General features: G+C 67.0%; 26 protein-coding genes. 15 read left to right on the forward strand and 11 right to left on the reverse strand.

Annotated features, from left to right (window positions below; translation table 11 throughout):
• The first annotated feature begins 211 nt into the window (after positions 1–211).
• The 4 genes from ACFFDA_RS25745 (at position 212) to ACFFDA_RS25760 (ending at position 3,124) form a co-directional block, all read left to right on the forward strand.
• Complete coding sequence (locus ACFFDA_RS25745; RefSeq protein ID WP_404480114.1) at positions 212–1,267, forward strand: ribonucleotide-diphosphate reductase subunit beta; 1,056 nt, start codon at positions 212–214, stop codon at positions 1,265–1,267.
• Between the two features lie 377 nt (positions 1,268–1,644).
• Complete coding sequence (locus ACFFDA_RS25750) at positions 1,645–1,995, forward strand: arsenate reductase (RefSeq protein ID WP_404482878.1); 351 nt, start codon at positions 1,645–1,647, stop codon at positions 1,993–1,995.
• Positions 1,996–2,045: 50 nt separating this feature from the next.
• Positions 2,046–2,609 (forward strand): nicotinamide riboside transporter PnuC, encoded by a 564-nt coding sequence (gene pnuC / locus ACFFDA_RS25755; protein ID WP_404480115.1) that lies wholly within the window; start codon positions 2,046–2,048, stop codon positions 2,607–2,609.
• Complete coding sequence (locus ACFFDA_RS25760) at positions 2,606–3,124, forward strand: AAA family ATPase (RefSeq protein WP_404480116.1); 519 nt, start codon at positions 2,606–2,608, stop codon at positions 3,122–3,124. The genes pnuC and ACFFDA_RS25760 overlap by 4 nt, the downstream gene beginning before the upstream one ends.
• A gap of 123 nt (positions 3,125–3,247) precedes the next feature.
• On the opposite strand, the gene ubiG is transcribed toward ACFFDA_RS25760, so the two are convergent.
• The gene (ubiG, locus tag ACFFDA_RS25765) at positions 3,248–3,997 is read right to left on the reverse strand and encodes a bifunctional 2-polyprenyl-6-hydroxyphenol methylase/3-demethylubiquinol 3-O-methyltransferase UbiG (RefSeq protein WP_404480117.1); all 750 of its coding nucleotides are present in this window, start codon (positions 3,995–3,997) and stop codon (positions 3,248–3,250) included.
• An 81-nt stretch (positions 3,998–4,078) separates the two neighbouring features.
• On the opposite strand from ubiG, the gene ACFFDA_RS25770 reads away from it, so the two are divergent.
• The gene (locus ACFFDA_RS25770) at positions 4,079–5,338 is read left to right on the forward strand and encodes an aspartate kinase (RefSeq protein WP_404480118.1); all 1,260 of its coding nucleotides are present in this window, start codon (positions 4,079–4,081) and stop codon (positions 5,336–5,338) included.
• Positions 5,339–5,466: 128 nt separating this feature from the next.
• Here the strand turns inward: ACFFDA_RS25770 and ACFFDA_RS25775 are convergent, their stop codons facing one another.
• On the reverse strand, positions 5,467–6,987 hold the full coding sequence (locus ACFFDA_RS25775; RefSeq protein ID WP_404480119.1) for a catalase: 1,521 nt from the start codon (positions 6,985–6,987) through the stop codon (positions 5,467–5,469).
• Positions 6,988–7,272: 285 nt separating this feature from the next.
• The gene (locus tag ACFFDA_RS25780) at positions 7,273–7,647 is read right to left on the reverse strand and encodes a hypothetical protein (protein WP_404480120.1); all 375 of its coding nucleotides are present in this window, start codon (positions 7,645–7,647) and stop codon (positions 7,273–7,275) included.
• Between the two features lie 146 nt (positions 7,648–7,793).
• On the opposite strand from ACFFDA_RS25780, the gene ACFFDA_RS25785 reads away from it, so the two are divergent.
• The 3 genes from ACFFDA_RS25785 to ACFFDA_RS25795 all read left to right on the forward strand — a co-directional run bounded on the left by ACFFDA_RS25785 (position 7,794) and on the right by ACFFDA_RS25795 (position 10,186).
• Positions 7,794–8,828, forward strand: a complete 1,035-nt coding sequence (locus tag ACFFDA_RS25785) for an NAD(P)H-dependent flavin oxidoreductase (protein ID WP_404480121.1) — start codon at positions 7,794–7,796, stop codon at positions 8,826–8,828.
• A 16-nt stretch (positions 8,829–8,844) separates the two neighbouring features.
• A complete protein-coding gene (gene purU / locus ACFFDA_RS25790) occupies positions 8,845–9,711 on the forward strand; it encodes a formyltetrahydrofolate deformylase (RefSeq protein ID WP_404480122.1) in 867 nt (288 codons plus the stop codon).
• 73 nt (positions 9,712–9,784) lie between these two features.
• Positions 9,785–10,186: a VOC family protein gene (locus ACFFDA_RS25795; RefSeq protein WP_404480123.1), complete on the forward strand. Its 402-nt coding sequence runs from the start codon at positions 9,785–9,787 to the stop codon at positions 10,184–10,186.
• 8 nt (positions 10,187–10,194) lie between these two features.
• Here the strand turns inward: ACFFDA_RS25795 and ACFFDA_RS25800 are convergent, their stop codons facing one another.
• Positions 10,195–11,136: an alpha/beta hydrolase gene (locus ACFFDA_RS25800; protein ID WP_404480124.1), complete on the reverse strand. Its 942-nt coding sequence runs from the start codon at positions 11,134–11,136 to the stop codon at positions 10,195–10,197.
• A 161-nt stretch (positions 11,137–11,297) separates the two neighbouring features.
• On the opposite strand from ACFFDA_RS25800, the gene ACFFDA_RS25805 reads away from it, so the two are divergent.
• The gene (locus ACFFDA_RS25805; RefSeq protein ID WP_404480125.1) at positions 11,298–12,170 is read left to right on the forward strand and encodes a dienelactone hydrolase family protein; all 873 of its coding nucleotides are present in this window, start codon (positions 11,298–11,300) and stop codon (positions 12,168–12,170) included.
• Positions 12,171–12,235: 65 nt separating this feature from the next.
• Here the strand turns inward: ACFFDA_RS25805 and ACFFDA_RS25810 are convergent, their stop codons facing one another.
• The 6 genes from ACFFDA_RS25810 to ACFFDA_RS25835 all read right to left on the reverse strand — a co-directional run bounded on the left by ACFFDA_RS25810 (position 12,236) and on the right by ACFFDA_RS25835 (position 15,494).
• Entirely contained in the window at positions 12,236–12,541 is a 306-nt protein-coding gene (locus tag ACFFDA_RS25810) for a hypothetical protein (protein WP_404480126.1), read from the reverse strand.
• 66 nt (positions 12,542–12,607) lie between these two features.
• Entirely contained in the window at positions 12,608–12,937 is a 330-nt protein-coding gene (locus tag ACFFDA_RS25815) for a hypothetical protein (protein ID WP_404480127.1), read from the reverse strand.
• Positions 12,938–13,086: 149 nt separating this feature from the next.
• Entirely contained in the window at positions 13,087–14,043 is a 957-nt protein-coding gene (locus ACFFDA_RS25820; RefSeq protein ID WP_404480128.1) for a right-handed parallel beta-helix repeat-containing protein, read from the reverse strand.
• Between the two features lie 56 nt (positions 14,044–14,099).
• Entirely contained in the window at positions 14,100–14,372 is a 273-nt protein-coding gene (locus ACFFDA_RS25825) for a hypothetical protein (protein ID WP_404480129.1), read from the reverse strand.
• Entirely contained in the window at positions 14,369–14,575 is a 207-nt protein-coding gene (locus ACFFDA_RS25830) for a toxin-antitoxin system HicB family antitoxin (protein WP_404480130.1), read from the reverse strand. The genes ACFFDA_RS25825 and ACFFDA_RS25830 overlap by 4 nt, the downstream gene beginning before the upstream one ends.
• 7 nt (positions 14,576–14,582) lie before the next feature.
• Positions 14,583–15,494 carry an SPFH domain-containing protein gene (locus tag ACFFDA_RS25835; RefSeq protein ID WP_404480131.1) on the reverse strand — a complete coding sequence of 304 codons (912 nt, stop codon included), beginning with the start codon at positions 15,492–15,494 and terminating at the stop codon, positions 14,583–14,585.
• Positions 15,495–15,845: 351 nt separating this feature from the next.
• Here ACFFDA_RS25835 and ACFFDA_RS25840 point away from each other — a divergent pair, with 351 nt between their 5' ends.
• From ACFFDA_RS25840 to ACFFDA_RS25865, 6 genes are all read left to right on the forward strand, one after another.
• The gene (locus ACFFDA_RS25840; protein ID WP_404480132.1) at positions 15,846–16,031 is read left to right on the forward strand and encodes a DUF465 domain-containing protein; all 186 of its coding nucleotides are present in this window, start codon (positions 15,846–15,848) and stop codon (positions 16,029–16,031) included.
• A gap of 78 nt (positions 16,032–16,109) precedes the next feature.
• Complete coding sequence (locus ACFFDA_RS25845) at positions 16,110–17,096, forward strand: TerC family protein (RefSeq protein WP_404480133.1); 987 nt, start codon at positions 16,110–16,112, stop codon at positions 17,094–17,096.
• Positions 17,097–17,194: 98 nt separating this feature from the next.
• Complete coding sequence (locus ACFFDA_RS25850; protein ID WP_404480134.1) at positions 17,195–18,097, forward strand: DMT family transporter; 903 nt, start codon at positions 17,195–17,197, stop codon at positions 18,095–18,097.
• 3 nt (positions 18,098–18,100) lie between these two features.
• On the forward strand, positions 18,101–18,649 hold the full coding sequence (locus ACFFDA_RS25855; protein ID WP_404480135.1) for a pseudouridine synthase: 549 nt from the start codon (positions 18,101–18,103) through the stop codon (positions 18,647–18,649).
• Between the two features lie 4 nt (positions 18,650–18,653).
• A complete protein-coding gene (trxC, locus tag ACFFDA_RS25860; protein ID WP_404480136.1) occupies positions 18,654–19,094 on the forward strand; it encodes a thioredoxin TrxC in 441 nt (146 codons plus the stop codon).
• Positions 19,095–19,329: 235 nt separating this feature from the next.
• Positions 19,330–19,548, forward strand: a complete 219-nt coding sequence (locus ACFFDA_RS25865) for a helix-turn-helix domain-containing protein (RefSeq protein ID WP_404480137.1) — start codon at positions 19,330–19,332, stop codon at positions 19,546–19,548.
• A 12-nt stretch (positions 19,549–19,560) separates the two neighbouring features.
• On the opposite strand, the gene nadA is transcribed toward ACFFDA_RS25865, so the two are convergent.
• Positions 19,561–20,547 carry a quinolinate synthase NadA gene (nadA, locus tag ACFFDA_RS25870; protein WP_404480138.1) on the reverse strand — a complete coding sequence of 329 codons (987 nt, stop codon included), beginning with the start codon at positions 20,545–20,547 and terminating at the stop codon, positions 19,561–19,563.
• Positions 20,548–20,737: the final 190 nt, after the last annotated feature.

Raw genomic sequence — 20,737 nt, forward strand, 5'->3', positions numbered from 1 at the left:
GGCACGGTCCCGGGACGACGGCGATCACCATCACACACAACCCCTTGGGGCTGAACTTTTCTCTTGCCCCCACATATTCCCCACATATTCCTGTGCAAACGTGATTCACGCTATCGCATCGGGCGCGATCTTCACTATCTCTGGTATCTCCGCCCGAAGCGTGAGAGCGTACGGGCGAACCGAAATTCCTGCGACCCGGAGCCACGCCCTCATGCCCCTTCTCGAAGCCCGCAAGACCTACAAGCCCTTCGAATATCCCTGGGCCTACGACTTCTGGAAGATCCAGCAGCAGGTCCACTGGCTGCCCGAGGAAGTGCCGCTGGGCGAGGACTGCCGCGACTGGGCGCAGAACATCTCGGAGCACGAGCGCAACCTGCTCACCCAGATCTTCCGCTTCTTCACCCAGGCTGACGTCGAGGTGCAGGACTGCTACCACGAGAAATACTCGCGGGTCTTCAAGCCGACCGAGATCAAGATGATGCTGGCTGCCTTCTCCAACATGGAGACGGTGCACATCGCCGCCTACTCGCACCTGCTCGACACCATCGGCATGCCCGAGAGCACCTACGGCGCCTTCCTCGAATACTCCGAGCTGAAGGACAAGCACGACTACCTGCAGAAGTTCGGCGTCGACAACGACGAGGACATCGCCCGGACCCTGGCGATGTTCGGCGGCTTCACCGAAGGCGTGCAGCTTTTCGCCAGCTTCGCGATGCTGATGAACTTCCCGCGCTTCAACAAGATGAAGGGCATGGGGCAGATCGTCTCGTGGTCGGTGCGCGACGAATCGCTGCACTGCGAAGGCATCATCCAGTTGTTCCACACCTTCGTGAAGGAGCGCGATTGCCTGACCAAGGCGGTGAAGGACGACATCGCCGACCAGTGCCAGACCACCGTGCGCCTCGAAGACAACTTCATCGACCTCGCCTTCGAGATGGGGCCGGTGCCGGGCATGACCGCCAAGGACATCAAGCGGTACATCCGCTTCATCGCCGACTGGCGCATGACCCAGCTCGGCCTCAAGCCGATCTACCTGATCGAGGACCACCCGCTGCCGTGGCTGCAGCCGCTGCTCAACGGCGTCGAGCACGCCAACTTCTTCGAGACCCGCGCGACGGAATACTCGAAGGGCGCCACCCGCGGCGACTGGAACACCGTGTGGACCAACTTCGATTCGCGCCGCAAGGTGACGAAGGCGAACGACGAAAGCCTGGTCGACGACGGCTCCGAGCCGGGCCTGTTCGGCGAAGGCGTCGCGGCGGAGTAACCCGGCCGGGGGACGGCCGGTGCGCGGGGACTGTCCCGATGCGCCGCGCCTGACCCGACAACCCGGTCGTTCCCGCTTTCGCGGGGATGACGGGGTACGCGGGATCGGACCGGCCGAACGCCCGTCGGCCGCCCGGCAGGCTTTCCTACAGGTCGTCGCTCACGGTACGCTGGGCACATGATCCCGACCGCCTATTCCCGCATCGTCCGCCCGTCCGCGACCGGCGACCGGGTCCGCTGCAGGGCGGCAGGTTCCCGCGAGGTGACACATCTCCTCCTGGACAGTGTAAACCGTGTAAACCTCCCGTCGCCTTACGGCGCTTGCCGACCGGACGGGTTATTGCAATTCAACAGGTTGGGCAGATGCACGAGGGGGCAATCTTGATCGAAGTCTACGGCATTCCGAACTGCGACACCGTGAAGAAGGCGCGTACCTGGCTCGACGCCAGGGGCATCGCCTACACGTTCCACGACTACAAGAAGGAAGGCGCCGACCCCGCAAGGCTGGCGCGGTGGATCGGCGCGGCCGGGCTCGACAAGGTCCTCAACCGCGCCGGCACGACGTTCCGCAAGCTGCCCGAGGCGGACAAGGTCGATCTCGACGAGGCGAAGGCGGTGGCGCTGATGGTCGCCAGTCCCAGCACCATCAAGCGGCCGGTGGTCGAGCATCCGGGCGGCGTGCTGGTCGGGTTCAAGGAGCCGGAATGGGCCGCGGCGCTGGCGTCGTGAGCCGGGCCTGAAAGCGGAACGGGCGGCATGCGACAAGGGGCGCCGGGCGGATGAATACGGTCGAATGGATCGCGGCGGCCCTGGGCCTTGCGAACATCGCGCTGCTGGTGCGGCGCAGCGTGTGGAACTACCCGTTCGGCATGGCGATGGTGGCGCTCTACGCGGTCGTGTTCTTCAAGGCGCGGCTCTATGGCGAATCGGGGCTGCAACTGTTCTTCTTCGCCGCGCAGGCCTGGGGCTGGGTGCTCTGGGTGCGTGCGGGAGAGGGTACGTCGCAAGTGCCGGTGCGCTGGCTGGACAATTTCAGCCGCCTCGTCTGGCTCACCGCGACGGCGGCGCTGGCGCTCAACCTGGGCTGGGTCATGCACCATTTCACCGATGCCTCGTTGCCTTATGCGGACGCCGCGATCGCCGGCGCCAGCATCGCCGCACAGATCCTGCTGGCCTTCCGCCGGATCGAGAACTGGCTGCTGTGGATCGCCATCGACCTGGCCTCGATCGCCGTCTACCTGACCAAGGGGCTTTACCCCACTGCCGCGCTCTACGTGGTGTTCCTCGGCATGTCGGCGCTGGGCCTGCGCGAATGGGTCCTCGCCCACCGGAAGCAGGCATGAAGACGGTCTGCCTCCATGGCGCCGAGAGTACCGGCAAGTCGGTGCTGTGCGAGCGGTTCCTGGTCGCCCACGGCTGGCCCTACGTGCCCGAGTATGGCCGCCTCTACTGCGAGGAGCACGGTGTCGACCTGAGCATGACGGACCTCCTCGTGATCGCCGAGGGGCAGGCCCGGATGAACCGCCGCGCCCTGCTGGACGACGAGGCGCCGCCGGTCCTGCTGCTCGACACCGACCAGCTCATGACTGCCGCCTGGGCGCAGATGCTTTTCGGCGAGGTGCCCGAACGGCTCCTCGCCTATCCCCGCGCAGACCTCTACCTGCTGTTCGAGCCCGACGTGCCCTGGCGCGAGGACGGCACCCGGTTCTTCGGCGAGGACGATACCCGCGCCCGCTTCGCGGCACTGGCGGAAGAAATGCTGGTGCGGGCCGGGGTGCCGTTCGTGCGCATCGCCGGCTCGTGGGACGAACGCGAGGCGCAGGCACGCACCGCGATCGAGGGGTTGCTGGCGGGGTGATGGGACCCCTTCGTCGTCCCGCACTGGGCCGGGGCCGCGCGGTATTCCCGAGGCGATACTCGCCACGGGCCACTGCGGCGATCCGTCCGAACGCAAGCTCGCGCGGCCTTGCCCGCGGTCGGATTAAGCCCGGCGCGCTGTCACGATGTAGTTGAGCGACAGGTCGTCCGACAGGTGCAGCCCCTTGATCGGAGACCAGGCGATGCCTCTCGGCTCGCCGAGCACGAGCCCGGCGCCGGCGGCCAGTGCGCGCAGTTCGTCGGGCGTCGGGAACTGGCTCCAGTCGTGGGTGCCGCGCGGGACGTGGCCGAGCCGCTCGGCCGCCTCGACCAGCAACAGGCGCGATGGGACCGTGCGGTTGGGGCAGGAGAGAATCATCAACCCGTCGGGGGCGAGGGCATCGGCAAGCTGCGCGAGGAAGGCGGCCTTGTCGGTGACGTGCTCGATCACCTCCAGCGAGCAGACGAGGTCGAAGCCGGAAAGCTCCAGCGCACCCAGTTCGCCCGCGCGGTAGTCGATCGCCAGGCCCATGCCCCGGGCATGGCTGCGCGCGGCCTCGATGTTCTCGGGCGCCGCGTCCACGCCGGTCACGGCCGCGCCCATGCGGGCCAGCGGCTCGCACAGCAGCCCGGCGCCGCAGCCCGCATCGAGCGCGCGCTTGCCCGACAGCGGGTGCAAGCTGCGCGATTCGCTGCCGAAATGCGCGTCGATCGCCGCGCGCACGAAAGCCAGGCGCACCGGGTTGAGCTTGTGCAGCATGGCCGAGGAACCCTTGGGGTCCCACCACTCGGCGGCGAGCGCGCCGAAGTGCGCGGCCTCCCTGGGATCGATTGTTGCGCGATTCGCGGTCATCGTTGCGGTTGCATTGTCCATGACTCCCCCCTAACAGCGCGCCCGACTGTTATCCACTCGCCCGCATGCATTTGCGGGCCACGAGAAGAGGGCATTGGCGCCTTGGCACGTATCGTGATGAAATTCGGCGGCACTTCGATGGCCGGCACCGAGCGCATCCGGCGCGTGGCGGGAATCGTGAAACGCCAGCAGGAAGCGGGCCACGAGGTTGCCGTCGTCGTCTCCGCCATGTCCGGCGAGACCGACCGCCTCGTCAACTTCTGCCGCGAGGCGAATGCGCTCTACGATCCGGCCGAATACGACGTCGTCGTCGCCAGCGGCGAGCAGGTCACGTCCGGCCTGCTGGCGCTGACGCTCCAGGCGATCGGTTGCAAGGCGCGCTCGTGGCAGGGCTGGCAGGTGCCGATCAAGACCGACGACGCCCACGCCAAGGCCCGTATCGAGGACATCGATTCGGACGCCCTGATCGCCTCGATGGCGGCGGGCGAGATCGCCGTGATCCCGGGCTTCCAGGGCGTCTCGCCGCAGGGCCGGGTGACCACGCTGGGCCGCGGCGGATCGGACACTTCGGCAGTGGCCGTGGCCGCGGCGGTGAAGGCCGACCGCTGCGACATCTACACCGACGTCGACGGTGTCTATACCACCGACCCGCGCATCGTCGCCAAGGCGCGCAAGCTGCCGCTGGTGACCTACGAGGAAATGCTCGAACTGGCCTCGGTCGGCTCGAAGGTGCTGCAGACCCGCTCGGTCAGCCTCGCCATGAAGGAGAACGTGCGCGTGCAGGTGCTGTCCTCGTTCATCGACGAGAGCGCGCCGGCCGCCGACACCATCCCCGGCACCCTGATCGTCAGCGACGAGGAACTTGAAGGAAGCGATATGGAACGCCAGCTGATAACCGGCATCGCCGCCGACAAGAACGAGGCGAAGATCACCCTGACACGCATCGCCGACCGTCCCGGCGCCGTGGCCTCGATCTTCGCTCCGCTCGCGGAATCGAACATCAACGTCGACATGATTATCCAGAACGTCGCCAAGGACAAAGGCGAGACCGACGTCACTTTCACGGTGCCGCAGTCCGACCTCGCCCGCGCCCAGGCCATGCTGGAAGAGCGTCAGGAGAAGATCGGCTTCTACCGCATGATCGCCGAGGGCAACGTGGCGAAGATCAGCGTCGTGGGCGTCGGCATGCGCAGCCATGCGGGCGTCGCGGCGACGATGTTCAAGACGCTTGCCGACCGCGGCATCAACATCATCGCGATCTCGACCAGCGAGATCAAGGTCTCGGTCCTGATCGACACCGACGAGACCGAACTGGCCGTGCGCGTCCTGCACACCGCCTACGGGCTCGACGCCGCGGCTTGAGCCTTTCCGGCGTACCGGGGCTAGCCCGGGACGACGAACATAGAAAAAGGCCCACGCGCTTATCCTGCGCATGGGCCTTTTTTCGTTGGTCCCGCCGCGTTGGGGGAGGGCACGGCGGGACCGGGGGATCAGTCCGCCAGTTCGGGCTGGGGCGAGAGGTCGGGGTTCACGCTCATGCCCAGGGCCGCCGCCACGCCCGCGCCGTAGGCCGGGTCGCAGCGGGTGCAGTTGTCGATGTGCCGCTGCTTGATGAACTCCGGCGCATCTCCCATCGCGCTCGCGGTGTTCGCGAACAGGCGCTGCTTCTGCGCTTCGTCCATCAGCTGGAATAGCGCGCGCGGCTGGCTGTAGTAGTCCTCGTCATCCTCACGGAAGTTCCAGAAGTCGGCGTTTCCGTCGATCTTCAGCGGCGGCTCGCGGAATTCGGGCTGGCCCTGCCACTGGCCGAACGAGTTCGGGTGGTAGTGCGGCAGCCCGCCGTAGTTGCCGTCGACCCTGCCTTGCCCGTCGCGATGGTTGTTGAAGACCGGGCAGCGCGCGGCGTTCACCGGGATCTGGTGGTGGTTCACGCCCAGGCGATAGCGCTGCGCGTCCGAATAGGCGAACAGGCGCGCCTGGAGCATCTTGTCGGGCGAGACGCCGATGCCGGGGACGAGGTTGGAAGGGCTGAAGGCGCTCTGCTCCACGTCCGCGAAGAAGTTCTCCGGGTTGCGGTTCAGTTCCATCACCCCGACCTCGATGAGCGGATAGACCTTCTGCGACCAGACCTTGGTGAGGTCGAAGGGATGGAAGCCGCACGTCGCCGCCTCTTCCTCGGCCATGATCTGGATCTTGACCGTCCACTTGGGGAACTCGCCGCGCTCGATGGCCTCGTAGAGGTCGCGCTGGTTCGATTCGCGGTCTCCAGCAACGACTTCGGCCGCTTCGGCGTCGGTCAGGTGCGCGTGGCCCTGCTGGGTCTTGAAGTGGAACTTCACCCAGAACCGCTCGCCCGCCTCGTTGTAGAATGAGTAGGTGTGGCTGGAGAAGCCGTCCATGTGGCGATAGCTTTTCGGGATGCCGCGATCGCCCATGACGTAGGTGACCTGGTGCAGCGCCTCGGGCAGCAGGGTCCAGAAGTCCCAATTGTTGGTGGCGCTGCGCAAGTTGGTGCGTGGATCGCGCTTCACCGCCTTGTTGAGGTCGGCGAAGTGGCGCGGGTCCCGCACGAAGAAGACCGGCGTGTTGTTGCCGACCATGTCCCAGTTGCCTTCCTCGGTGTAGAACTTCACCGCGAAGCCGCGGATGTCGCGCTCGGCGTCGGCCGCCCCGCGCTCACCGGCCACGGTGGTGAAGCGGGCGAACAGTTCGACCTGCTTGCCGATCTCACCCAGGAACTTGGCGCGGGTGTAGCGACTGACATCGCCCGTAACGGTGAAAGTGCCGAATGCGCCCGAGCCCTTGGCATGCATGCGCCGCTCGGGGATCACCTCGCGATTGAGGTTGGCCAGTTTCTCGAGCAGCCACACGTCCTGCATGAGCAGGGGGCCGCGCGGCCCGGCGGTCATGGAATTCGAGTTGTCGACCACGGGTGCACCGAAGGCGGTGGTGAGCGGGGTGGCACCGTGGCCGTAGGGGCACTTGCCGTCTGCGGGGGTCGATCCGTTCATCGTGAAACTCCTTGGGATTGCCGGGCCGCCCGAGAGAGCGGCAGGGCTTGCCCCTAGGGTCTAACGGAACGCGAATTGATGGAGAAGTTATACAAACATCTATCTGTGATCGCTTTAAACGATCACGGCAGCCTGCGTGGCGGCTGATCTTGCAGCAACCGGCGACGACCGATCTCGCGGTCACGCGGTAATCCGCCCAGTTGCCCGCGGGCAGGCTGGACGGATTCTAGGTTTCCGGTTGCGCGCATGCGCATTGCTCGTCGGTGCGACCCGTCGGGCTGGTAGTTAAGCGAGCGTCTTGCGCAGCGCAGTGAGGGTTTCGACGATCACGGCCTGGTTGGCGCGGACCTGCGGGGCATCCTTGGCGTCGATCGCGGCGCGCAGGGCCTGGGCATGGGCGCGCAGTTGCGAGGCCGAGGGTTCCGGCAGGCGGCCGGCGAGTTCGCCGATGCCCAGTTCGACCTTGTCGATGTCGGTTACGTAGAAGCCGGCGGCGGAGGCCATCGCGACGCGCAAGGCGCCCTCGACGTCCAGGATGTCCTCGAACAGCTTGTCCCCGCCTTCACGGCTCGTCCATGCCGCGTGAGGCATGGCGGGATCCGCCACAGCAATCTTGCGGATGTCCCGGTGGGAGTTCAGCGGCTCTTCATCTTCGTACATCTGGAAAGTTACCCCCTGGAGGCATGCTAATTGTGCGGGAATAAAACCGTGATGTCCTCCCCCGGTTCCGCTGCTCGCCGCTTGTGCGGGGCGATTCGTCATCCTATGGCGCTCGCCTGTAGAAAAACCGGGCTATGGGAGCCTCGATGAACGCATTTTCCAAGACCTCGGCGCTGATGGCGCGGGGAAGCGAATTCCTCGGCAGCGAAACCGCGATCCTGTGCGGCGCGATGTCCTGGGTTTCGGAGCGCAATCTCGTCTCGGCGATCAGCAACGCCGGGGGCTTCGGCGTGATCGCCTGTGGAGCGATGACTCCCGCGCTGCTCGACGTCGAGATCGCCGCCACCAGGGCGCTGACCGGCAAGCCGTTCGGCGTGAACCTCATCACCATGCACCCCGACCTGTTCGAACTGATCGAGGTCTGCGCGAAGCACGGGGTCACCCACGTCGTCCTGGCTGGCGGCATCCCGCCCAAGGGCAGCGTCGAGGCGATCAAGCTGAGCGGGGCCAAGGTCATCTGCTTTGCGCCCACCCTGGCGCTCGGCAAGAAGCTGCTGCGGTCGGGCGCCGATGCACTGGTGATCGAGGGTTCAGAGGCGGGTGGGCACATCGGCCCGGTCTCGACTTCCGTCCTGGCGCAGGAAATCCTGCCGACGCTGGCGGCCGATCACCTCGTGTTCGTGGCTGGGGGCATCGGCCGGGGCGAGGCGATCGCCGGCTACCTGGAAATGGGTGCGGCCGGCGTGCAACTCGGTACGCGCTTTGCCTGTGCGACCGAATCGGTCGCCCACCCGGACTTCAAGAAGGCCTTCTTCCGTGCCTCTGCACGCGAAGCCGTGGCCTCGGTCCAGGTCGACCCGCGCCTGCCGGTGATCCCGGTGCGCGCGCTCAGGAACAAGGGCACCGAGGAGTTCACCGCCAAGCAGGTCGCGGTGGCCAAGCTTCTCGATGCCGGCGAAGTCGACATGGGCGAGGCGCAATTGCAGATCGAGCGCTTCTGGGCCGGTGCCCTGCGCCGCGCCGCAATCGAAGGCGACGTCGAGAGCGGCTCGATCATGGCGGGCCAGTCGGTCGGCATGGTCACCCGGGAGGAGCCGGTGGCCGAGATCATCGCCGCCCTCATGGCCGAGAGCGAAGCCGCATTGAGCAATCGCGCCGGCGCGCCCGTCGTCGCAGCCTGACGGGAGCCGGGACGCGATGGCCGAGCCGATGATCCTGGCGCTTTCGTGCGCCGACCGCCCGGGCATCGTCGCGCGGGTAACCGGCTACCTGGCGCAGGGAGGCTGCAACATCATCGAGGCGCAGCAGTTCAACGACCTGGCCGAAGGCAAGTTCTTCATGCGCGTGGCCTTCGATCCGCGGGCGGACGGGGACGGGGCGGACCGCGAGGACCTTCGCGAGGGCTTCGGGCCGATCGCCCACGAATACGGCATGGCCTGGTCGATGCTACGTCGCGACCGGCCGCGCCGGGTGCTGCTGATGGTCAGCAAGTTCGACCACTGCCTTGCCGACCTGCTCTATCGCCAGCGCATCGGCGAGATCGGCATGGACATCGTCGGCGTGGTCTCCAATCACCCGCGCGAGGTCTTCGGCACGCTGATGCTGGGCGACATTCCCTTCCATTACCTGCCCGTGGCGAAGGGCGAGAAGGCCGCGCAGGAGGCCCGGGTGCGGGCTCTGGTGGAAGAGACGCGCGCCGAGCTGGTAGTGCTGGCGCGCTACATGCAGATTCTCTCGGACGAGATGGCAGGCTGGCTTTCCGGGCGGTGCATCAACATCCACCACTCGTTCCTGCCCGGCTTCAAGGGCGCCAAGCCCTATCACCAGGCCCATGCGCGCGGCGTGAAGATGATCGGCGCGACCGCCCACTACGTGACCGCCGACCTCGACGAGGGCCCCATCATCCACCAGGATGTCGAAGCCGTGACCCACGCGGATACGCCCGAGGACATGGTCCGCAAGGGCCGCGACATCGAGCGCCGCGTGCTGGCCGAGGCGGTGCGGCTGCATCTGGAGGACCGGGTGCTCATCAACGGTTCGCGCACGGTCGTGTTCAGGAGCTGAGCATCGCGGCGGCGTGCTTGCCCTGGCACCCTGGTTGGGCAACACTTCGTCGAAAGAGCAACGGGAGAGGGCCATGCAGGTCAGCGGAATCGATCACGTCAATGTCCTGACGGACGACCTCGAGGCGACGGCGCTGTTCTACGAACGGGTGCTGGCACTGCGGCGCGGCGCCAATCCTTCGCTGCGCATGGGGGTCGCCGGGTACTGGATGCACGATGCAGCGGACCGGCCGATCGTCCACCTGGTCGACCGGCTCACGGGTGGATCGCGCTACGATGACTATCACCCCGGTGCGCCGACCAACGCGCTCCACCACGTCGCGCTGCGCTGCGAAGGCTTCACCGCCACCTGCGAGCGGCTGGAGAGCCTGGGCATCGACTATCGCGTCAACGACCTGCAGCACATCGGCCTCAGGCAGATATTCGTCGTCGATCCCAACGCGGTGAACCTGGAACTGAACTTCAACGGCGATTGAAACGGCGGCTATCCGTGCAGCGCACGGCGCAGCGCGGTGATCGAGTTGGCATGGGCCTGGCGTGTCACGGTGGCGTCGCCGACCATGTCGAAGCCGTGGTAGGCGCCGGGATAGACATGCAGCTCGGTCGGCACCCCGGCGCGATTGAGGCGGCGCGCATAGTCGATGTCCTCCTCGACGAAGAGATCGAGCGCGCCCACGGCGATGAACGTGGGGGGCAAGGCCGACAGGTCCTCGGCGCGCGCGGCTGCGGCATAGGCGGACACGCCTTCGCCGCCGGCCGGCTGTCCCAGGAGGCAGGACCAGCCGAACGCGTTTGACTCGGGCGTCCAGACGTGGTGCCCGGTGTGGGGCCCGGCGCTCGTCCGCGACGTGCGGTCGTCGATCATCGGATAGATCAGGTGCTGGTGGCATATCGCCGGGCCGCCCCGGTCGCGGGCCACCAGTGCCAGGGCCGCCGCCAGCCCGCCACCGGCGCTCTCCCCGGTAATCGCGATGCGGGTGGCATCGACGCCCAGTAGGCCGGCCTCGTCGTGGAGCCATCGCAGCGCGAGGTAGCAGTCCTCCACCGGCCCCGGGTGCACGGTTTCGGGTGCGAGGCGGTAGTCGACCGAGGCGACCAGGCAATTCAGCTCGATAGCGAGCGCGGCGCAGGCGAGCGACATCGTGTCTGCCGAACCGATGACGTAGCCGCCGCCGTGAACGTGGAGGATCGCCGGGGCGCTCCCGGCCAGGTCGTGAGGCCGATAGACGATGACGAGGACCTCGTGACCCTCGGATGAAGGGACCAGATGGCGGTCGACGCGACAGCCGAGGTCCTCCGCCGGCGGCATCGGGCGCATGGCCATCATCTGGCGGATCGCTGGAAGGCCCTCTGCCGTGAACGTCAGCGCCGGCAGCATGGCCAGCCCGGGCAGCAGTTCGGGGTCCACCAGGTCGTGGCTGTCCATCGATTTTCTCTCCCCTAGGTCTTGGTCGGCGGATGGTGGCGCAACGGACCGTCCGCGTCCATGCCGCACTAAAAAGCCGCCGGGGCGAAGTGGAGGCTCGCTTCCGGCATGGCCTCTCACTAGGTTGGTCCGGTTGCCGGGGAATTTGCGGAGACGAATGCATGTGTGACGAATCCACCGCCGCGGCCGAAGCCGTCCATCTTGCGCGACGCGGCCTCAACCGCCGCGAGTTCGCCGCGCTGGGGGCGAGCGCCGCGCTGGCGGGCTGCACCGGGGCGATCGCGGCCGAAGGCGGCGGTTCGGTGAGCGAGAAGATGGTCTCGATCACGACTGCCGACGGCGTATGCGACGCCTTTTTCGTCCATCCCGGCAAGGGCGCGCATCCGGGGATCGTCATGTGGCCGGACATCGCCGGCCTGCGCGACGTCAAGAAGATCATGGCCCGCAGCCTTGCCGCGCGCGGCTATGCGGTGCTGGTGGTCAATCAGTACTACCGCTCCGGTCCGGCGCCCGTGATGAAGAGCTTTTCCGAGTATCGGACGCCGGAGGGGCAAGCGAGGATCGCGCCGATGCGCGCGGCGCTCACGCCCGATGCGATCACCCGTGACGCGAAGGCCTTCGTGGCGTTCCTCGATCGCCAGGATGCGGTCGACACGAAGCGGGGGATCGGCAGCAACGGCTACTGCATGGGTGGTCCGTTCACGGTGCGGACTGCCGCCGCGGTTCCGGCGCGCGTAGGCGCGGCGGCCTCCCTGCACGGCGCGGGACTGGTCACGGCCGAACCCGACAGCCCGCACCGCCTGCTGGCAAGCACGAAGGCGGGCTACCTCTTTGCCATCGCTCGTAACGACGATGCCAAGCAGCCGGAAGCCAGGGTCGAACTGCGCAAGGCCGCCGACGCCGCCGGCCGGCCCGCGCACGTCGAGGTTTATCCTGCCGACCACGGCTGGTGCGTGCCCGATTCGCCCGCCTACGATCCGACCGAGGCTGACCGGGCCTGGCAGCACATGCTGGACCTGTTCGCGAAGCTTTAGGGCGGCGAGCCGGGACGCAGGCAGGCGAAGCTCGGGGGAAACGCCTGCGCCCCGGGGCGCGAGCGTCAGGGCACCATCATGACGATGATGCCGAAGGCGCTGGCGGCGATCGCCAAGAACAAGGCGGCGATGGCGAGGTCCTTCGCGGAAAAGCGGTCGTGATGCCGCTTGCGGTAGGCGCGGTACTGGTCGGCGATGGCCGGGTCGCTCGCAAGCAGGCCCACGTCCAATGGACCGGCCACGCGCTTGAACCAGTGGTGCAGGGTGTCGAACTCGCGCTCGGACAAGTCGGGATAGCGGGAAAGGAGCACGGCGGCCTGGGCGCGTGCATCGTCGTCGGCGAGCGCTGCGCCGGCAGTCTTGGTAGCCATGGATAATCGTCCTGAAAAACGGGAAGGAGCAAGGCGCGCAAGGACGCGCGCCCGGTCTGGACCGATTCAGGCGATGGGCGGGGCGGTGCTGTCGGGCAGGCGTGCGGGATGGCGGCGCGGCGGTGGGCCGCGCGCTTCTGCAACCATGTTCGAGGGGCTGGCGAGAGCGAAGCGAGGGGCCGGGACCGGGTCCTCTGCCACCAACGCCACGCGCGGCAGGGGCAGGGGCTGGGCCGTCGTCGCCGAGGCACCATGCGACTTGCGCGCGGTGGAGAGCGCGACGTCGAGTGTCGCCGCACTGAAGGCCGATCCCAGCGCGCGTTCCAGCGGCGCGCGGATGGGTTCCGCCGCCTGCATGCCGATCGCGGCAAGCAGCAGCAGGGACCAGAAACGCATGCGCGAGAGCAAGGCGAAGGCGCCAACCATTGCGGTAGAGCTAGGGGTTCGGGGTCCAGGTGACAAGGCCGGCCGTGGTGCGTCGAGGTCCGGCATGGCCTCGATGCGAGCCGGTGGCGGCGTCCCCGTGCCTTCCATCGGCGCCGCTTTCAGCGCTTTTCGAAAGGCACCAGTCCGGGCCCCAGAACATTGGCACCAAGGCGCATCGCGTCGCCCGACCAATCGGCGACGAATGCGCTGCGGCGGTCGATGCCGGGAGCGAAGCGAGCGTCGTTGTCCTCGATCGCCAGACCAGTCGAGGGGTGGTTGCGGTGTTCGGCCGCCACCGCGATGAAGGCGGAGTAGTTCTCCTTGTCGCGGCCCTGGACGAACCAGTTGCCCGCGATCCGGCCGGTGGCGCCGTCGGGAAGGTCGATCATGTAGTTGGTGTCGCGGCCTCGGGAATCGTCGAAGCTGCAGTCGAGGATCGCCACCCTGGCGGCGCGGGCCTTGACGTAGTGGCCACCGGTGCCGGCTTCGAAGCGGCTGCGCGTCACTGTCAGCGCCCCGTAGTCGCCGATGTAGAGGGAATGCGCGCAGCCCGGGCCATCACAAGTGCCCAGGCGGGTGAAGGTGGACTTGTCGATGACGATCGAGCCGGCCGGGTCGGGGCCGGCGATGATACCTTGCTCGCTGTCGCGGAACCAGCTCTGGTCCACCGACAGGTCGCCCCGTTCGAGGCGGATGCCGGCGCCGTTATGGTCGGAAACGCGGATGTTGGAGAACACGAGGCCCTCGACCCGCGCCGCCCTGCCGCGCAGCACGAGCGCCGCCTTGTCCTCGCAGGCGACGCCGTCGAGCATCGACCGGCCGGGGACAAGGGCCTGATAGGTGATGTCGCCGGCGCTCTGCACCGCGCAATCGGCAAAGCGCATCGAGGCCAGGCGGATCGTGCCGCGCCCGTCGCCGATCGCATCGACCGCGTCCTGCAGGCGGACGTAGGAGCGGCCGGTTTCGGCCACGGTATAGGGCCCCTGCTGGGCGAACGTGGTGGCCGCAGGGGCGGCGGCGAGGAGAGCGGCAGGAAGGGTGGCCGTGAGGAAGGCGAGTCGGGAAAGCCGGGTCATTGCCGCAGGTTAGCGCGGCTACCCGGCAAAAGGGTAAACGCCCGGGACGATGGTTCTCAGTCCTTGTCGCCCCAACGCCATTTCAGGCCGCCGCGGGTGCGCTTCGCCAAGACCACCAAGAACAGACCCGTCGCCAGCAGGAACAGGGCAAAGGCCGCCATCCGGCCCCAGGTGTTGCCGCTCCTGTCGAGCAGGCCGATGCCGGCCAGCGCGGCGACATAGGCGGCGACCAGCAGCCAGCCCTGCCATGCGATCGGCCACCCGGCGCCGTATCCGTAGCGCTTTGGCGCGAACCAGGCGCCGTCATCGTCGATCCTGGGGGGCATCATTCGGGCTCCTTCTTTGAAGGCCGGCCCCGACGCGCGGGTTCTCCAGCCTCGATCCTGACCCCGCGGCGGGCAAGCGCCTCGCGCAGGAGGACTTCTACCTGGGCGTTGACCGAGCGGAAGTCGGCCGCCGCCGTCCGCTCCAGCGCCTGGTGCAGCGCGGGATCGAGACGGAGGGCGAAGGCCTTCTTGCCGGGGGACGCCATGCGAAACCTACGAGTAGAGCGTGCCGGCGTTGACGACCGGCTGCGCTTCGCGCTCGCCACACAGCACCACCATCAGGTTCGAGACCATCGCCGCGCGGCGCTCGTCGTCGAGTTCCACCACGTTCTTCTCGGACAACTGGGCCAGCGCCATCTCGACCATCGAGACCGCGCCTTCCACGAGCTTGCGGCGGGCGCCGATAACGGCTTCGGCCTGCTGGCGGCGCAGCATCGCCCCGGCGATCTCGGGTGCGTAGGCAAGGTGGGTGAGCCCGCATTCGTCGACCGTGAGCCCCGCGACCCGGAGCCGCTCGATCAGTTCGCCGCGCAGCTGGGCGTTCACTTCCGCATGGCTGCCGCGCAAGGTGATCTCGGCATCCTCGACGTCGTCGTAGGCATAGCGCGAACCGATCGAGCGCACCGCGGACTCGATCTGCACGTTCACGAAAGCCTTGTAGTCGTCGACGTCGTAGAGCGCCTGGGCGGTGTCGGCCACGCGCCACACGACCTGGGTGGCGATCTCGATGGGATTGCCGCGCAAGTCGTTCACTTTGAGCTTTTCGGAGACCACGTTGTTCGAGCGTACCGAGATCTTGGTCTTGCCCATCCACGGCCAGACCCAGCGCAAGCCCGCGGTGCGGTCGGTGCCCCGATAGCTGCCGAACAGGGTGATGGCGGCGGCCTGGTTGGGCTGGATCATGTAGAAACCCGAGGCGATCAGCACCTGCAGGACGACGGCGGGCAGGATGAAGGCGAGGAATGTCAGCACCGTGGCCGGTCCGGGATCGCCGCCGGCGAGGCTGGCGACGGCCGTGACGATCGCCGCCAGCAGCCCAAGGAACACGACGAGCATGACGTAGCCGCTGCGGGCGGAAGCGAGGCGTTCCTGGCTGGCGTTGATGGGCTGATGCGAATCGGACATCGCGAGATCCCTCTCGAATAGTGATATCACTTTGATATCGAAATGAGGCGTATGGTCAAGGATCGCGGACCCCTGCGTCGTGCGGCGTCGTGCGGGCGCGGGCGGTTTTCCGCGTTGGCCGGGGAGGACGTTCTGGCGTGCGGCTTGAAATCGGATCGATTCGTTCGTATAACGCAGTCTGCGGGCCGGGCCCCTCTGGCGTGACGCAGGTCTCCTGCGTTCGTGATGTCGGACCGCATCGGGTGAAACCGGTGCAGGCTCCAGACGTGAATCGCTTCGGCATCATTTTGTCACGCAACCCGCATCCGGCTCATCCGATCGAACCAACTCAAGTTCGATAGGGATTTGAAAATGACCGACCGCATGTTCCGATTGCTAGAACGCCTCCAGAAGCTCGACGCCCTCATCAACGGGGCGAAGACCAATCGCCTTGCCGATCCGTTGGAGATCGCCTGGCTGAGGAAACGGAAACTCGAACTCAGGGCCAGGCTGGCCGCGTTGCTGACACCCCAGCAGCCGGCGTTGACGAGCCTGTGACCTTGCGCGCCGGCGCGCCAAGCCTCCCAACATGGCGTGCCGGCGCATCCGTTTTCCCCTGACTAGGGCGATACCACCATGGAATTCCTGTTCGCCGACTGGCTCGGCACTCCAGCCTGGTTCTGGCTGGCCTTCGCGGCCGTCGTGCTGCTGCTCACCGCCTTCGACCTCGGCGTCCTGCACAAGGACGACCGCGAGATGGGCATTGCCGAATCGCTCAGACTCTCGGTCTTCTACATCACCATTGCGATGGTCTTCGGGGCGTGGATCTGGTGGGCCAAGGGCTCCGCGCCGGCCATCGACTACTACACCGGCTACTTCATCGAGAAGGCGCTCTCGATCGACAACGTCTTCGTCATATCGATGATCTTCGGCTTCTTCGCGATTCAGCCCAAATACCAGTACCGCGCGCTCCTGTGGGGTATCCTGGCGGTGATCGTGCTGCGCGGATTGATGATCGCAGGCGGGGCGGCGCTCGTCGCCAATGCCCATTGGGTGATGTACATCTTCGCCGCCTTCCTGATCTTCACCGGCGTGAAGATGCTGTTCACCAGCGATCATGACCCGGACATCGGCAACAACGCGGCGATCCGCTGGATTTCCCGGCACATGCGCGTCACCAAGGTGCACCACGCCGAGCATTTCTTCGTTCGCGAGGCCGACGCCACGGGGCGCCTGGTCTGGGCTGCGACGCCGCTGTTCCTGGCCCTGGTCGTCATCAACCTGGCCGACCTCGTCTTCGCGGTCGATTCGGTGCCGGCGATCTTCTCGATCACCACGGACACCTTCATCGTCTACACGTCGAACATCATGGCGATCCTGGGCCTGCGCGCGCTCTACTTCGCGCTGGCGGCGATGGTGCACCGCTTCCACTACCTCAAGTACGCGCTGGCGCTGGTGCTGGTGTTCATCGGCGGCAAGATCCTCATCGCCGATTTCGCGATGGGCGGGGCGAAGTTCCCGCCGCTGCTCAGCCTTGCGGTGACCTTGGCGCTGATCGCGGGAGGCGTCGTCTGGTCCTTGTGGAAGACGCGCGGGGACGAAGTGGTGGAACTGCCTGAATAAAGCGTTCCCCACCGTCATTCCCGCCTTCGCGGAGATGACGGTGGGGGAGCCGCGTAATAGGAGGTGCGCCGCCCCCGTCGCGCCGCTAGGACGCGGCGATGACCGTCTCGACCGATACCACTACCACTGGGCACGACTGGAAGCCGCGTCACCTGCTGGCGCTGCTTGCCGCCAACGTGGCCCTGGCGCTGGGTGCGTGGCTGGTGCGCCTCTCGGACACCGGCCCGGTTGCCGCGGGGTTCTGGCGCCTGACGCTGGCGCTGCCGGTGCTCGCCTTCCTGGCCTCGCGCGAGACACCTGCGCAGCGGCGCATGGAGGCGGCGACCGTCGGCCTGGTCGTGGGCGCGGGTATATTCTTCGCCCTAGACCTGGCGGCTTGGCACGTCGGCATTGTCCAGACCAAGCTGGGCAATGCCTCGCTCTTCGGCAATTCGGGCAGCCTCATCGTGATGGCCTGGGCCTTGGTCGCGGCCCGCCGTGCACCGCGACCGTTGGAGCTTGCGGCCATCGCGGCATCGCTGGCGGGGGCGGGGCTGTTGATGGGAGGCTCGCTGGAGATCAGCCACGTCAACCTCGTGGGCGACCTGTTCTGCGTGCTCGCGGGCGTATTCTATGCCTTCTACATCATCATGCTGAACTCGGCGCGCGAGCGGCTGGGGCCGTTCTCGCTCCTCGGGGTCTCGACTATCGCGAGCGCCCCGGTGATGCTGCTCATAGCGGTCCTGCTGGGCGAGAGGATCGTGCCTGGCAACTGGACGCCGCTGATCGCCCTGGCTTTTTCCAGCCAGCTCATCGGGCAGGGATTTCTCATCTACTCGCTGAAGCATTTCACCCCGCTGGTGATCGGGCTCGCGCTGCTGGCCCAGCCCGCGCTGGCGGCGGCGGTCGGCTGGCTCGCCTTCGGGGAAACATTGAGCGGGATGGACGTGGTCGGCATGGTCTTGCTTGCCGTCGCCCTCGCGCTTGCCAAGGCCGGCGACAAGCCGGCAGGAAAGGTCTGAACGATGGCGCGCCTGGTTCTCTTCAACAAGCCGTTCGACGTGCTCTCGCAGTTCACCGACTTGCGCTCGCCCACCCCGCGCGCGACGCTTTCGGACTTCATCGAGGTGCCGGGGGTCTACCCGGCCGGACGGCTGGACCGGGACAGCGAGGGTCTGCTGCTGCTGACCGACGACGGGCGGCTGCAGTCGCGCATCGCCGACCCCAAGTTCAAGACTGCCAAGACCTACCTCGCGCAAGTGGAGGGCGAGCCAGACGAAGCGGCGATCGCGGCGCTGTGCAAGGGCGTGGTCCTCAACGACGGACCCACCCTGCAGGCCAAGGCCCGTCGCATCGACCCGCCCGAGCTTTGGCCGCGCACGCCTCCGGTGCGCTTTCGCAAGAGCGTGCCGGACTGCTGGCTCGAACTGACCATCTACGAGGGCCGCAACCGCCAGGTTCGCCGCATGACGGCCGCCGTCGGTCACCCGACGCTGCGCCTGGTGCGCTGGCGGATCGGCGACTGGTCGCTCGAAGGCCTGGCGCCGGGCGAGTGGCGCGAAGTGGCGGTGTGATCGCATGACCCAGGACAGCATGATCGTCGTTTGCCCGGTCTGCACGACCGCCAACCGCCTGCCGGCCGCGCGCCTCGGCGCGGGCGGGACATGCGGCAGGTGCGGCAAGGCCTTGTTCGCCGGAGCGCCCGTCACGCTCACTGCCGCCAACTTCGACGCGCATGCCGTCAAGAGCGACCTGCCGTTGCTGGTCGACTTCTGGGCCTCGTGGTGCGGGCCGTGCCGCCAGATGGCCCCGGCCTTCGCGGCGGCGGCAGCCCAGCTCGAACCCGGGATGCGCCTGGGCAAGCTCGACACGGAGGCGGACAGCGCGATCGCCGGTCGCTATGCGATCCGCTCGATCCCGACACTGATCCTGCTGCGCAAGGGCCGCGAGATCGCCCGCCAGTCCGGCGCGATGACGCAAAGCGCGATCGCCGCCTGGGCGCGGCAGGCGGCGGGTTGAAGACGGGCGCTTCGTCTTCGGGACAAGGCAAACCGCCTGCAGCACGGATTGCGGTTGGCGGTCGGCCTGATCGCAGGGACGCTTCATACCGTCGTGCACGTCAGGCGCGGCGAGGCCGCTAGGCTTATCTCGGTGCGACGGCGGAACCCAAGCGAGGAAAGAGATTGCGATTGCCATACCGGCTGACCCTGCCGACCCGGAAGACTTCGATGTTTCCTCGCTGGAGCGGGGGCTGATGGAACGCCGGGTTAGGCAGTTGCGCAACCGGCTGCGCATGGCCCAACAGGAGTTCGCCGGAGCGTTCGGCATCCCTGCGAACAGTGTGCGACGATACGAGATCGGTCGGTATATGCCGGAGCCTGCCGTGCGAGCCTATCTCAAGGTAATCGAGGCAGGGCCCGAGATGGTGCGGCGGATCATGACACAGCCGGCTCACGAGCCGGCCATGTCCTGACCTGCGGAGGCTTCACCGCGCGCCCAGATCGCCCAGGCCGACGGTGCCGCTGGCCATGTCGAGCATCCGGTCGAGGCTCTTCTTGGCGGCGAGGCGCAGACCTTCCTCGATCTCCACGCGCGGTTCCAGGTCGCGCAGCGCAAGATACAGCTTCTCCAGCGTGTTGAGCGCCATGTAGGGGCAAATGTTGCAGTTGCAGTTGCCGTCTGCACCCGGGGCCCCGATGAACGTCTTGTCCGGAATCGCCAGTTCCATCTGGTGGATGATGTGCGGCTCGGTGGCGACGATCAGCGTGTCGCCCGGCATGGTCTTGGCATATTGCAGGATGCCGCTGGTCGATCCAACGTAGTCTGCATGGTCGATGATCGTCGGCGGGCATTCCGGATGCGCGGCGATCGGTGCGTCCGGGTGCTGGGCACGCAGCTTGAGCAGTTCGGTCTCGCTGAACGCCTCGTGGACGATGCACACGCCCGGCCACAGCAGCATCTCGCGGTCGAACTTCCGCGACAGATAGCCGCCCAGGTGCCGGTCGGGGCCGAAGATGATCTTCTGGTCGCGCGGGATCTGCTGCAGGATCGTCTCGGCGCTGGAACTGGTGACGATGACGTCGGACAGCGCCTTCACTTCGGTCGAGCAGTTGATGTAGGTCAGGGCGATGTGGTCGGGGTGTGCCTCGCGGAAGGCCTTGAACTTTTCCGGCGGGCAGGAATCTTCCAGGCTGCACCCGGCGTCCAGGTCCGGCAGCACCACGATCTTGTTGGGCGAGAGGATCTTGGCAGTGTCGGCCATGAACTTGACGCCGCAGAAGGCGATCACGTCGGCGTCGGTCTCGGCGGCCTTGCGGCTCAGCTCGAGGCTGTCGCCCACGAAGTCGGCAAGGTCCTGCAGTTCGGGCTTCTGGTAGTAATGGGCGAGAATGACCGCATTACGCTCCTTGCGGAGACGCTCGATCTCGGCGCGCACGTCGATGCCGGAAAGATCGGCGGGCATTACGGTCATGGCATTCCCTCTAATCCTGCGCCCCGGTCCTTGCGCCGGAGAGCGGCCTATCTAGGGACGGGAACGCGCGGACCCAAGGGGAAAATTCAGGCGATGACCCGTTGCGCGAACGCGATCCACCACGGCGATATCGGGAGCGGTTCGACGAGCAGGTGGGAAATCACGATGGCGAGCAGCACCATCGTTGTCG

Source organism: Novosphingobium sp. BL-52-GroH (assembly GCF_044813085.1).
Taxonomy (GTDB): Bacteria; Pseudomonadota; Alphaproteobacteria; order Sphingomonadales; family Sphingomonadaceae; genus Novosphingobium.